Below are 12,703 nucleotides of genomic sequence, written 5' to 3' on the forward strand. Positions count from 1 at the left end.
CAGCCGGCCCATGACGCCGTGCATCTGCCCGGGACTGCGCGGTTTCGCTGGCCGGAACCGCCACAGCCGAAAGACGCCTAGCCATGCGCGAATATTCCATCAGCCATTTCGACTTCCCGGGCAGTGACGGACTGCCCGGCGAGGCCGCGCCGAAAAACGTCTCCGACGGCGCGGCCTCGCCCCTCCGTGATCCCGACACGCCATCGCAAGTCGGCATGCGCAGCCGCTTCTACCAGCATGCGCTGGACGAAGCGGCGGTGGTTGCGGTGACGGACCGCAAGGGGACGATCGTGTCGGTAAACCGGAAGTTCTGTGACCTGTCCGGCTATTCGCGCGAGGAACTGATCGGCCAGAACCATCGCGTCTTGAAATCCGGCCGCCATGATCGCGCCTTCTTCCACCAGTTGTACCACACGATCAGCCAGGGCGGCATCTGGCATGGCGAAATCTGCAACCGGGCCAAGAACGGCGGGCTTTACTGGGTTGATACCACGATCGTGCCGTATCGGGGCGCCGATGGTGAAATCGAACGGTACATCGCGATCCGTTTCGACATCACCCGCCAGAAGATGGCCGAGGATCGACTGTGGCATCTTGCCAACTTCGATCCGCTGACGGGGTTGCCCAACCGGCTTTGGTTCATGAATGAAATCAAGGACTGCATCCACCAGGGCCTTGAACGCATAGCTCCGTTTGCGATCGCTATGCTCGATCTCGATAATTTCAAGGATATCAACGACAGCCTGGGCCACGCCGCCGGCGATAGCGTGTTGCGCGCCGTGGGCGACCGTTGTCGCGCGGCGATCAGGAATGGCGATTGCATCGCCCGCATCGGCGGAGACGAATTCGCGATCATCATGCACGACTGCGGCGATCCGAAGATGGCCATGGAACGTGCCGACACCCTGTTGCGAGCCATAACTCCGCCGGTCCATGTGAAGGGTAGCGATCGGACAATCTGCGCCAGTATCGGCATCGCCATTTTCCCCCGTGATGGCTGGGACCAAAACGAATTGCTGAAATGTGCGGATATCGCGCTCTATTCCGTGAAATCGAACGGACGGGCGCGTAGCGCCCTGTTCGACAGCGAGATGCGCCAGGCGGTGCTGCAGCGCGCGCGCATACGGGCCGATTTCGAGACCGCGCTGCACACTGGTCAGCTACGCGTGTTCTATCAGCCGATCATCGAGAGTGAAGGCCGTTCGCCGATCGCGATGGAAGCCCTGCTGCGCTGGCAGCATCCGCGCGATGGCCTGATTTCGGCTGCGGCTTTCGCGGACGCCTTGATCGAGGAGAGCCTCGCCGCCAGGGCCGACATGTTCGTCCTGCGCACGGTGATCCGGCAGATCCGCGCATGGCGCGATGCGGCGGTGCCGTTTCGCTCCATTTCGATCAATGCAACGATCGCGGATTTCAGATCATCCGACTATGTCGACCTGATCATCGAAGCTGTCGAAAGCGGCATGATCGACCGACGGGACATCTGCGTGGAAATCAACGAGGATACGCTCCTTGGAAGCCAGCAGAACGAGGCGATCCTGCAAATCAGCCGCTTGCATGACGCAGGCGTGGGAACGGCCTTCGACGATTTCGGCACCGGGTTCGCATCCTTGCGGCATCTGCGCGATATTCCCGTGGACACCGTCAAGATCGACAAGAGCTTCATCGATTCCGTGGAAACCAAGCCATCCGACTGTGCGATTGTGACCAGCGTGATCGAACTGGCCCATCGGCTGGGCAAGAAGGTGACTGCCGAAGGCGTGGAAACACTGGCGCAAGCCGACATCCTGCAACGGCTGCACTGCGACAGCATCCAGGGCTATCTGGTCGCTCCGGCGATGGACAACACCATGATCGAGCGGTTCATCGGTGACATCGAAGTGTGACTGCTGTTGTCACCCTGTTCCGCCGGTTCAGCGCGCGGCCTTGACCCAGCCGTGCATGTCCATCCAGCGCACGAACGCATCGAACCAGCCGGTGCTGGTCGTTGTCTTGGGGTACATGCCGAATCCGTGCCCGCCCTGTTCGTAGAGGTGGAATTCGACCGGACGCCGGGCGGCGCGCCAGCTTTCCACGAGGCCAAAGCCATTGTTGGCGAAGAAGGGGTCGTCTGCGGCAATGGCCAGGAACATCGGTGGCGCATCGGCCGGCACGGTGACAGGGGCAAGCGGGCCATAGACAAGGCCGAGGAAGGCGGGCCGGGCATCCTGTCCGGACAATTCGGTAGCCAGCGTCAGCATCGCGCCGGCGGAAAAGCCGACCATGCCGACACGGTTGGGATCGATATGCCATTCGCCGGCACGCTGGCGGATCAGCGCGAAAGCGGCGCGCGAATCGGCAATTTGCGGCGCAAGCCCCGCCATCCGTTCTTGCGGGGTCGGCTGGGATTGTGCCGGAGACTGCGAAGCGCGGGCCACCCCCGCGAACATGGCGCGCATGGACTTGTCGAACTCTGTCATCGTCGCCGGGGTCTGGTTGAGCCGGTACTTCAGCACGAAAGCGGCGATGCCCCTGGCGGCAAGCGCCTTTGCCACGTCGGAGCCTTCGTTCTCCATGGAGAGCGTGAGAAAGCCGCCGCCCGGCGCCACGATCACGGCCGTCCCGCTGGCCTTGGCGGGATCGGGCAGGTACGGGGTGAGCGTCGCGATCGTCACATTGCGGGCGAAGCGGCTACCATACTGCGCATGCCACGTCTCGGGGTTGCGTGCGCCGGGCAAGGGGCCGGTGCCGAGTTCGATCGCACCAGGCTGGGCCGGTGTGGGGATCGGCGTCATAGCGTCGTTCTGAGCCCGGAGCGGTGTCGCCATGGCCAGCGCCGCCGCGAGGCTCGTGACGGCAAGACGCGCCGGAAAGTGCCGGGTTGCGCGGGATTTGGCCTTGCATCCATGCTTCATGACATCTCTCCTGAAGATGCGCGCCCTGTTTTCGGGGATCGGCGGGCGCGCCGTTGCCGCATGTGGTAGCGATACCATAGCGCCGGGGCAAGGGGCCAGCCGCATGCCGCTGCGCTTGCGCGGCCCGAAGCCGCTACAGCCATGCGGAGGGTACGTTGAAAACGAATGCGCGTCCGTCCGCACTTGATATTGGCGGTGCGGCCACGTAAGGTAGCGCTATCAATTAGAGAAACAAGGGATGCATTGATGGGTATGAGCCTTACGGCTTGCCTTCCGCACGACTTTACGGACGGGGCCTTCATCGGTCGTGCGCAAGCGCCCGATGGGCCGCATGTGATCGTCCTTGCAAGCGGCAGAATCCGCGACATCACCGAGATTGCGAGCACGGTTTCCGGTGCGCTGGCGCGGGGTGTGCCCGATGGGGGCAAGGACCTGGGCGTCATCGAGGACGGCTTGCCCGAAGGCTGGGAACTGCTTTCGCCGATCGACATCCAATGCGTGAAGGCCTGTGGTGTGACCTTCGCCGTTAGCGCTATCGAACGTGTGATCGAAGAACGCGCGCGGGGCGACGCGGGCGCGGCGGCCGAAATCCGCATCGGCCTGGAAGCCACGATCGGCGCGGGAATTCGCGCGGTGGTCCCCGGCAGCGATGAGGCCATGGCGCTGAAGCAGGCGCTGATCGCGCAAGGCATGTGGTCGCAGTATCTCGAAGTGGCGATCGGGCCGGACGCGGAGGTGTTCTCCAAGTCGCCGGTGCTTTCGACCGTCGGCCATGGCGCGCCGATCGGGGTGCGTTCGGATTCGAGCTGGAACAACCCGGAGCCGGAGGTCGTGCTGGTGGTCGATCCGGCCGGCAAGGCCGTTGGCGCCACGCTGGGCAACGACGTGAACCTGCGCGATTTCGAAGGCCGTTCGGCACTGCTGCTGTCGAAGGCGAAGGACAACACCGCGTCCTGCTCTATCGGCCCGTTCATCCGCCTGTTCGACGCGGGCTTCGGCATCGACGACGTGCGCCGCGCCGATGTGGAACTGGTGGTGGAAGGGCAGGACAACTTCCGCATGGAAGGCACCAACCGCATGACCGAGATCAGCCGCGATCCGCTCGAGCTGGTCCGCCAGACGCTGAGCGAACACAGCTATCCGGACGGATTCGTGCTGTTCTGCGGCACCCTGTTCGCCCCGACGCAGGACCGCGACGAACCCGGCGGGGGGTTCACCCACAAGGTGGGCGATCGCGTGACGATCCGTTCCGAACGGCTCGGCACGCTGACCAACACCGTCACCACATCGCGCGATGCGCCCAAGTGGGCGATGGGCATCGGCGCCTTCATGCGCAACCTGGCCGCGCGCGGTCTGGTGGACCGGGCGTGAACGCGGTGACGTCGACCGAATCCGGGGCTGCTCCGCAAATCAAGGGAAAGCAGGTGCTTGCACAGACAGAGAGCCGCGCGTTGACGGCACAGTACCCCAGCATCCGCGACAAGCGGGTGATCGTGACCGGTGGCGCGAGCGGGATAGGCGAGGGCATTGTCGAGGCTTTCGTGCTGCAGGGTGCGCAGGTCGGCTTCGTCGACATCCTGCCCGAGGCAGGGGAGCGCCTTGTGCAGCGGCTTGGCCATGCCGAGCACGTGCCGGTGTTCCGCGCGCAGGACGTATCGGACAGCGATGGGCTGGCCGGCGCGATGACCGCGCTGGCCGGCGTGCTGGGCGGCTGCGACGTGCTGATCAACAATGCCGCCAGCGACGACCGCCACATGCTGGATGACGTGACGCCGGCCTACTGGGACGAGCGGCTGGCGGTGAACCTGAAGCACAAGTTCTTCGCCTCGCAGGCCGTATGGCCGGGAATGAAGGCCGGCGGCGGGGGCGTGATCCTCAACCTCGGTTCGATTTCGTGGCATCTGGGGCTCGACGAACTGGCGCTCTACCAGATCGCCAAGGCCGGCGTCGAAGGCCTGACCCGTAGCCTTGCGCGCGAGCTGGGGCCGTATAACATCCGCGTCAACACGATCATTCCGGGCAACGTGCAGACCGAGCGCCAGATGCGCTGGTACACGCCCGAAGGGGAGGCGGAAATCGTCGCGGCGCAATGCCTCAAGGGCCGGCTGCAACCGGTGGACATCGCCGCGATGGCGCTGTTCCTCGCCTCGGATGACGCGCGCTTCTGCACGGGCCACGAATACTGGGTCGACGGGGGATGGCGTTGAACGCGACCCGAAGGGTGGAGCACGCGCTCGCGCTCGGTTGCACGCTGGGCGAAGGCCCGGTGTGGGACGCGGCACGCCAATGCCTGTGGTTCACCGATATCAAACAGCGTCGTATCCACCGCTTCGATCCGGCGGACGGGCGACACCAGAGCTATCCGGTGCACGAGCAGGTGGGCTGGGTGCTGCCAGTCCGCGGCGGGCAGCTGCTTGCCGGGATGAAGGACGGGCTGCATCTGTTCGATCCCGCCACCGGCCTTTCCCGGCACGTGGCGCACGTGCCGGGCGAACCGGCGGGCAACCGGCTGAACGATGCCTGCACCGATAGCCGCGGGCGCGTGTGGTTCGGTTCGATGGACGATGACGAGACCGCCACCAGTGGGCGCTTCTATCGCGCGCAGGGCGGCCGGATCGTGCCGCAAGGCCCCGACCGGGTGTGCATCACCAATGGCCCGGCGATCGCGCCGGATGATTCCAGGCTTTATTTCACCGATACGCTGGCACGCGCGATCATGGTGGCGGATGTCGATGCCGACGGTGATGTTGGCCCGGCGCGCCTCTTTGCCGATGTGGCACGCGATTTCCCGGAGGCTTACCCTGACGGGCCGGTGTGCGATGCGCAGGGCTGCGTCTGGACCGGGTTGTGGAACGGCTGGGGCGTCGCGCGCTATTCGCCAGAGGGCGAACTGCTGGAAAAGGTTGAGGTGCCGGCCGCCAACGTGACCAAGCTGGCCTTTGGCGGGGCGGAGATGACGCGCGCCTTCGTCACCACCGCGCGCAAGGGGCTGGACGCGGCGGCGCTGGCGGCGCAGCCGCTGGCGGGCGATCTTTTCGCCTTCGATGTCGATGTGCCGGGCGTGGCGCCGGCGCTGGCGGACTTCCCCGCGTGATACGGCTGGCGTTCACGGGGCTGGCGCATGGCTTTGCTGCTCCCGCATTGGCGGCGCCCGCGCTCGAACTGGGCGCGGTGTGGAGCGACCATGCCGTGATACAGCGCGATCGGCTTGTGCTGGTGGAAGGGCGGGCGGCGCCGAACGCCGTGGTGTCCGCCACGCTGGGCACCGAACGCGCCGAGGGCAAGGCGGACGCCGCCGGCGATTTCACCTTGCGCTTTGCCGCGCGGCCGGCCTCGGCCGCTCCGGTCGACCTGGCGGTGACGGCGGGTGGGCAAAGCCTGCGCGTCACCGATCTGGCGGTGGGCGATGTCTGGCTCTGCTCCGGCCAGTCGAACATGGAATTCCCGCTTGCGCACGCGCTGAACGGCGGGATGGAAGTGGCACGGTCGGGGGACCCCGGCCTGCGCCTGCTGCAGGTGCCCAAGGCGATGGCGTATCTGCCGCAGCGCGCGTTCGGGAAGCCAACGCGCTGGGCCGCCGCCGGGCCGGACACGACCGCGGACTTCTCGGCGGTGTGCTACTTCATGGCGCGCGAATTGCGCCGGGCGCGGGGCGTGCCGATCGGCGCGATTCACGCCAGCTGGGGCGGATCGAAAGTGACGCCGTGGCTCGATCCGCAGGCCGGCGCCGCGATCGGCGGGGCCAGCGACATGGCACTGCTGGGCCTGTTCGCGAAAGACCGGCTGGCCGCCGTGACACAATTCGCGCCGCGCTGGCAGGCATGGTATGCGGGCGAGGCCGGCGGTGGCGCGCCGTGGACCCGGCCCGACGATCTGCCATGGCAGCCCGTGCCGGCGATCAGCGGCTGGCTGGCGTGGACCGGTACGCCACTGGCCACCAAGGCGACCGGCACGGTCTGGCTGCGGCGGCAGGTCACGCTGACGGCGGATCAGGCGCGGGCCGGGGCGACGCTGATGCTCGGCGTGCTCGACGACATGGACATGACCTTCGTCAACGGCCACGCGGTGGGCAACACCTTCGGCTGGGACGAGGAACGTGCCTACAAGCTGCCGCCGGCGTTCCTGCGCGCGGGGGTGAACGAGGTCATGGTCGCCGTGACCAACACCTATGCCGATGGCGGATTCGCGAGCCCTGCGGACCGGCTGGCGCTGGTGACGGGTGACGGCCAGCGCATGCCGCTGGCAACCGGTTGGCGCTATACGATCGCGCCCGTGCGCCGCTATCCGCCGCGTCCGCCATGGGATGCGAACGCGGGCATCGGGCTGATGCACAACCGCATGATCGCCCCGCTCGGCCATTTCGCCATGGACGGCGCGGCCTGGTATCAGGGCGAAAGCGATGTCGACACGCCCGACTATGCGCGGCGGATGAAGGCGCTGATCGCGGGCTGGCGCGCGCGCTTCGGGCCGGCGCTCAAGGTCGGCATCGTGCAACTGGCGAATTACGGCCCGGTAGCGGACAAGCCGGTATCATCCGACTGGGCGCGGACGCGCGATGTGCAGCGGCGCATCGTGGCAGAGGATGGCAACGCCGCGTTGGCCAGCGCGATCGACATTGGCGAGCCGACCGACATCCATCCTGCCAACAAGCTGCTGGTGGGCCAGCGGCTGGCGTTGGGGGCGCTGGGCAAGCCCGTGCCGATGCCGCTGGCGGCGCGGCGCGAAGGCAATGCCGTGCGGGTGACGTTCGGCGGCATCGAAGGCGGGCTCCATGCGCTGAGTGCGGCGCAGGCGATCGGCTTCGAACTGTGCGACGCGGGCGAAGCCTGCCGTTTCGCGCCGGCGCGGGTCGATGGCGATGCGGTGGTGATCGCCGGGAACGGCGGGCCGATTGCGAAGGTCCGCTATGGCTGGGCCGACAGCCCGGTCGTCAACCTGTTCGACGCGCGCGGGCTACCGGTGCCGGGGTTCGAACTCGACGTGGTGGGCGAATGAGGATCGTCCGCGCGGCCTAGGCCTTGCCGGGCGGCGCGGCATCGGATTCCCGCCGAACCAGTTCGTACGCAAGCGTGGCGAGGCGCGGTTGCGGGTTTTCCTCGGCGCGGTCGGCGCGGATTTCCTGCGCGAGCAACTCCAGCGCGGTCTCGGCCATCTTGCGGATCGGCTGGCGGATCGTGGTCAGCTCTGGCCAGATCGTGGAGGCGAACGCGGTATCGTCGAAGCCGCAGACGGTAAGGTCGCGCGGCACTTCCAGATCGTTGCGGTGCGCTGCCGCCACGCAGCCGGCGGCCATATCGTCGTTCGAGGCGAAGATCGCGGTCGGGCGCTGGGGCAGGGCGAGCATGTCCATCGCCGCGTCCAGCCCGGAGCGGTAGGTGAACTGCCCCTGTTTGACGAGCGCCTCGTCCACGTTCACGCCGGCTTCGGCCATGGCATCGCGAAAGCCGGCAAGGCGCAGCGCGCTGGCCGATTGGCGGGGGTTGCCGATGATGAAGCCCACGCGCTTGTGGCCCAGATCGAGGATGTGGCGCGTCATGTCGTAGGCGGCCTGGTAATCGTCGATCATCACCACGCCGTGATGCGCTTCTGCTTGGCCGGGGCCGACCAGCACGGCGCGGGTTCCGGCGCGGCGCAGGCGGGCGAGCAGCGCGGTGTCGTCGCACAGCGGCGGGGGGAGCAGGAAGCCATCGACCGCGCTTTCCACCAGCCGCGCGATCATTTTCGCCTGATCGCGATCCGGATCGCAGCGTTCGACCATGAGGTGGGCATCGAGCCGCGTCGCCGCGTCCATGCAGCCGATCAGCAGTTCGCTGAGATAGGAGGCGGAAGGGTTGGCATAAAGCAGCGCGATGCGCAGCTGCGATGCGCCGGCAAGGCTGCGCGCGGCGCGGTTGGGCGCGTAGTTGAGTTGTTTGATGGCCGCTTCGACCGCAAGGCGCGTTTCCTCGCGCACGCCCGCGCCTCCGTTGACCACGCGGCTGACGGTCATCGGCGAGCACTGGGCGAGGCGCGCGACGTCGGTCACCGTGGGGCGCCCGGACTGCCGACGGCGCGATCGGATATCGTTCATCTCTTGCTGCTCCCGTTGCGGATTTCCTGACCGTGCGGCACGCCCTTGGCAAGCGGGATTGTCATTTAAGCAGACTTAAACCTATTTCACGCTTGCGCGGCGCGAACGGCGCGATATTGAGGTAGCGCTATCATCGAGCGGGAGAGCGGCATCGGCAGAACCGGTGACAGCTCAAGCAAGACCGTCGATGCAAGGCGAAATGCGTGGCAATCAATGCGCATTGAACGAGTCGGGAGAGGAAAATGACGGCAGTGCAGCAAGACCGGGTGAACATGGCGCTTGTGGGCGCCATCGTATCGGTCGCCACGATCGGCGGACTGCTATTCGGATATGACAGCGGCGCGGTCAACGGCACGCAGGCGGGCCTGAAGGCGGCGTTCGCGCTCGATGACAATGGTCTTGGCTTCACCGTGGGGTCGCTGCTGGTCGGTTGCGCCGCCGGCGCTTTCACCGCCGGGCGCATGGCCGACCGCTTCGGGCGCAAGCGCATCATGGTGCTGGCCGCGATCCTGTTTCTCACCGGCGCGCTGGTGCAGGGCCTTACCGGAAATCACACCCTGTTCGTGATCGCCCGCTTCTTCGGCGGCATGGCGGTGGGCGCGGCCAGCGTGCTGTCGCCCGCCTACATTTCCGAGGTTGCGCCGGCGGCGATCCGCGGGCGGCTGACCAGCGTGCAGCAGGTCATGATCATCACCGGCCTGACGCTGGCCTTCGTCGTCAATTACGTGCTCGCGCGGCAGGCAGGGGATTCGCTGGGGCAATTGGGCGGTGTTCCGGCCTGGCGCTGGATGTACATCGCGCAGGCGATTCCGGCGGTGGTGTTCTTGGTCGCGCTGCAGTTCATTCCGGAAAGCCCGCGCTATCTGGTCAGCAGCGGCCGCGCCGAGGAAGCTCACGCGGTGCTTTCGCGCCTGTTCGGCGAGACCGAGGCCCGCCGCAAGGTCGATGAGATCCGCGCATCCTTCGCCACCGACCACCGCCCGCGCCTGGCCGATGTGCTGGCGCCGGGAACGGTGCTGCGCCCGGTCGTGTGGGCGGGGTTGATCATTGCCGTTTTCCAGCAGTTCGTCGGGATCAACGTGATCTTCTACTACGGCGAAACGCTGTGGAAGCTGGCGGGCGTTTCCGAGCAAGCGGCGCTGGAACGCAACATCATCTCGGGCCTCGTTTCGATCGCGGCCTGCTTCGTCACCATGGCGCTGGTCGACAAGGTCGGGCGCAAGCCGCTGCTGCTGATCGGTTCGGCGGGGATGACGCTATCGCTCGGCGCGATGAGCTGGGCGTTCTCGCGCGGGACGCTCGACGCCGCCGGGGCGCTGCAGATGGACCAGCATCTGGGCCTGATCGCGGTGATCGCGGCCAATATCTACGTGGTGTTCTTCAACGTCAGCTGGGGCCCGGTGATGTGGGTGATGCTGGGCGAGATGTTCCCCAACCAGCTGCGCGGATCGGCGCTGGCGGTGTGCGGGCTGGCCCAGTGGGGCGCGAACTACGCCGTGGTGCAGAGCTTCCCGGCCATGGCGAGCGGCCTGGGCCTTGCCGAGACCTATGTACTCTACACGCTGAGCGCGGCGGTGAGCTTCTGGCTGGTCAAGGCCTTCCTGCCCGAAACCAAGGGCAAGGAGCTGGAGCAGATGGAAGGCTGGGGCGGGCACTGATTCAAACGTTCCCTCGCTGCGGCCCCAATCCCTCCTCTCCCGGGGCCGCCGCAGTACCTGAGAAGGCCCGGAAGGCACATGCTTTCCGGGCCTCATTTTTGTAGGCGGGTCGGGAAGTCAGCCGCCGCGCAGGGCGCGCAGCACCATCGCGCGAATCGGACCATAGCCAGCCCCCTTGATGTCGCGCAGCACGCCGCGCCGGTCTTCCGGCAGGTGCGCGAGGGGGTGGCCATCCGGCCGGAACACGTAATGATCGAAGAACGCGCGGAACGCCGCGCGCTCCGCCTCCGGCCGCTCGGCGATGGCGATCATCGAGAGCAGCATGGCGAGCAGCGGGGCGTCGGGGCCGATCGCGGTCGCATCCCACCAGTAATTGAGCATCACGTTGACCGGCGCGGTCGCTTCCACCTGGTGCCACCACAGCTTGGGCAGGAACAGCGCGTCGCCGGCAGCGAGGTCCACCGTGATCGCGCGGTCCCGCGCCGCCGCGAACCGGGGGTAGCGCTCGGGGTCGGCGCTTGCCGCGGCAAGGCTGGCGGGCTGGCCGGCCATCGTGTGATCGATTGGCCCGACATAGAGATCGCCGATCGCATCGGGCGGATAGAGGGTGAAGCGCCGTGCCCCCGCCAGCACGCAGGCGAGGTTTTCATAGGCGTCGTAGTGGGTGGCGGCGGTCGACGGGTTGCCGATCCACAGCCGCGCTTCGACCTGCGGCGGCACGATCGGCACCGCGTTGGCCTCGGCAAAGCCGGGAAGATAGGCGGGCGCGACCAGCGAGCCGAGATAGGCGGTGGGCGCGGACGGATCGTCGGCATGGCGCAGCATGTGCGTGAAGGCCTGCGCCAGCGGCAGTTCCACGCGGGTGAAATTGAAGCCGGAAAGATCGTCGCTGTAGTAATAGCGGCCGCCGATCGCCGGATCGCCGAGAAAGACCTGCGGCCGCCGCCCCGTATCGAACGACAGGACATGGTCGAGCGCGGCGCGGGCGGATGCGCGCGCCGCCTGCGCCGCCGGCAGATCGGCGCACAGGCCCCGGATGACAACGGGCGTGCCCGCAAGGATCACGCCGGCGTGAAAGCTTTCCGCACTCGCCAGTTCGGGCGCGCCGGGTGCAAGCTCCGCCAGCATCAGGCTCAGTTCCAGCCGCCCGCGAGCCGTTCGTTGCGGCGGCGCGCCAGGATGCCAACCTGCTGCAGCGAGCCGTGGATGGCGAGAGCGGCCTGGAGCCAGCCCTGCCGGAATAGTCTGATGATTGTCGCATCCTCGAGCGCCGACAGCGCCTCGCCGCTCACCGAATAAAGGCCGTTCAGCGCGATCGTCTGCCCGTCGTCGAAGGAAAGCGAAATGTCGACGGGTTCGATCAGCCGCTCCTCCACGAGCATGGCGATGAATTGCTCGGTCGGCGCGGCGGTGCCCATGAGATGGCCGATCGCGCGCTGCACAAGGCGCATCTCGTCGCTCGGCCCCCCCATCGCGTCGAACAGCGGCACCGTGCCGCCGGGCGCGAAGCGCGGGTGGGCAAGGTCGATCGCGATATTGTCGTCCGCGGTGAAGAAGCCCTGGCGTTGCAGGTCGAGCGGAAGAAAGGCCGCGTTTCCGGCCTCTGCGCCCTCGACCAGCACTTCGCCCGGCTGGAATCCGAACAGCGCCACCAGCGCGAATCGGCCCGTCTCGGGCGACTTGGCGAGCACGACCGGGCAGCAGGCGGCGGCGCGTGTCACCTCGGTAACGACGATCTGCACCATGTGCGGATGCGGCCCCGCCAGCGGGTGCATGGCAAGATTGCGATGGGCATCGCTGTTCAGAATCTCGATTTGCTCCGCCAATCGTCCTCTCCTGCATTCTCGCGTGTTTTGCGATGGTTATTACATGATATTGCGGGCCGCGATGTGCGCGCTACCATCGAAACTCTAACCGGAATCGTGGGCTTTTTGCAACACTGCCGGGCACCCGTCTGATTGCGCAGACAATTTCATGTTGATAGCGCTACCTTTATCGGTTACTCAAAATGGGCAAGGTGACGAGCAGAGCACCGGCGTGGCGGAGAGATGGCTGGCAACCGCAGTTGCACGGCGTTGTCC

General features: G+C 66.7%; 10 protein-coding genes. 6 read left to right on the plus strand and 4 right to left on the minus strand.

What is annotated here, in order from left to right; all coding sequences use genetic code 11:
- Nucleotides 1–83: 83 nt before the first annotated feature.
- Nucleotides 84–1,886, plus strand: coding sequence for a bifunctional diguanylate cyclase/phosphodiesterase (locus NMD1_RS00880; protein WP_124811355.1), 1,803 nt, complete (start codon nt 84–86; stop codon nt 1,884–1,886).
- A 27-nt stretch (nt 1,887–1,913) separates the two neighbouring features.
- Here the strand turns inward: NMD1_RS00880 and NMD1_RS00885 are convergent, their stop codons facing one another.
- Nucleotides 1,914–2,894, minus strand: coding sequence for an alpha/beta hydrolase (locus NMD1_RS00885; protein ID WP_125953221.1), 981 nt, complete (start codon nt 2,892–2,894; stop codon nt 1,914–1,916).
- Between the two features lie 246 nt (nt 2,895–3,140).
- Between NMD1_RS00885 and NMD1_RS00890 the strand changes: the two genes are divergently transcribed.
- Genes NMD1_RS00890 through NMD1_RS00905 form a run of 4 tightly spaced genes read left to right on the plus strand, consistent with a single transcriptional unit; the run spans nt 3,141 to nt 7,889 of the window.
- Entirely contained in the window at nt 3,141–4,265 is a 1,125-nt protein-coding gene (locus NMD1_RS00890; RefSeq protein ID WP_125953222.1) for a fumarylacetoacetate hydrolase family protein, read from the plus strand.
- Between the two features lie 53 nt (nt 4,266–4,318).
- Entirely contained in the window at nt 4,319–5,101 is a 783-nt protein-coding gene (locus tag NMD1_RS00895; RefSeq protein ID WP_124811358.1) for an SDR family NAD(P)-dependent oxidoreductase, read from the plus strand.
- A complete protein-coding gene (locus tag NMD1_RS00900) occupies nt 5,092–5,988 on the plus strand; it encodes an SMP-30/gluconolactonase/LRE family protein (protein WP_125953223.1) in 897 nt (298 codons plus the stop codon). The genes NMD1_RS00895 and NMD1_RS00900 overlap by 10 nt, the downstream gene beginning before the upstream one ends.
- Complete coding sequence (locus NMD1_RS00905) at nt 5,985–7,889, plus strand: sialate O-acetylesterase (RefSeq protein WP_233497268.1); 1,905 nt, start codon at nt 5,985–5,987, stop codon at nt 7,887–7,889. The genes NMD1_RS00900 and NMD1_RS00905 overlap by 4 nt, the downstream gene beginning before the upstream one ends.
- A 16-nt stretch (nt 7,890–7,905) precedes the next feature.
- Here the strand turns inward: NMD1_RS00905 and NMD1_RS00910 are convergent, their stop codons facing one another.
- The gene (locus tag NMD1_RS00910) at nt 7,906–8,964 is read right to left on the minus strand and encodes a LacI family DNA-binding transcriptional regulator (protein ID WP_125953224.1); all 1,059 of its coding nucleotides are present in this window, start codon (nt 8,962–8,964) and stop codon (nt 7,906–7,908) included.
- A gap of 242 nt (nt 8,965–9,206) precedes the next feature.
- On the opposite strand from NMD1_RS00910, the gene NMD1_RS00915 reads away from it, so the two are divergent.
- Nucleotides 9,207–10,622, plus strand: coding sequence for a sugar porter family MFS transporter (locus tag NMD1_RS00915; protein WP_125953225.1), 1,416 nt, complete (start codon nt 9,207–9,209; stop codon nt 10,620–10,622).
- A 117-nt stretch (nt 10,623–10,739) separates the two neighbouring features.
- Here NMD1_RS00915 and NMD1_RS00920 read toward each other — a convergent pair whose 3' ends face one another.
- The gene (locus NMD1_RS00920; RefSeq protein WP_125953226.1) at nt 10,740–11,750 is read right to left on the minus strand and encodes a cupin-like domain-containing protein; all 1,011 of its coding nucleotides are present in this window, start codon (nt 11,748–11,750) and stop codon (nt 10,740–10,742) included.
- 5 nt (nt 11,751–11,755) lie between these two features.
- Complete coding sequence (locus NMD1_RS00925) at nt 11,756–12,448, minus strand: SapC family protein (protein ID WP_125953227.1); 693 nt, start codon at nt 12,446–12,448, stop codon at nt 11,756–11,758.
- Nucleotides 12,449–12,703 lie beyond the last annotated feature (255 nt).

Source organism: Novosphingobium sp. MD-1 (assembly GCF_001014975.1).
In the GTDB taxonomy this organism is placed as follows: domain Bacteria; phylum Pseudomonadota; class Alphaproteobacteria; order Sphingomonadales; family Sphingomonadaceae; genus Novosphingobium.

Excerpts from the sequence above, each read along its gene's own strand:
- NMD1_RS00920 (WP_125953226.1), bottom strand. The coding sequence starts at position 11,750 with ATGCTGGCGGAGCTTGCACCCGGCGCGCCCGAACTGGCGAGTGCGGAA.
- NMD1_RS00885 (WP_125953221.1), bottom strand. The coding sequence starts at position 2,894 with ATGAAGCATGGATGCAAGGCCAAATCCCGCGCAACCCGGCACTTTCCG.
- NMD1_RS00915 (WP_125953225.1), top strand. The coding sequence starts at position 9,207 with ATGACGGCAGTGCAGCAAGACCGGGTGAACATGGCGCTTGTGGGCGCC.
- NMD1_RS00890 (WP_125953222.1), top strand. The coding sequence starts at position 3,141 with ATGGGTATGAGCCTTACGGCTTGCCTTCCGCACGACTTTACGGACGGG.
- NMD1_RS00900 (WP_125953223.1), top strand. The coding sequence starts at position 5,092 with ATGGCGTTGAACGCGACCCGAAGGGTGGAGCACGCGCTCGCGCTCGGT.
- NMD1_RS00910 (WP_125953224.1), bottom strand. The coding sequence starts at position 8,964 with ATGAACGATATCCGATCGCGCCGTCGGCAGTCCGGGCGCCCCACGGTG.
- NMD1_RS00880 (WP_124811355.1), top strand. The coding sequence starts at position 84 with ATGCGCGAATATTCCATCAGCCATTTCGACTTCCCGGGCAGTGACGGA.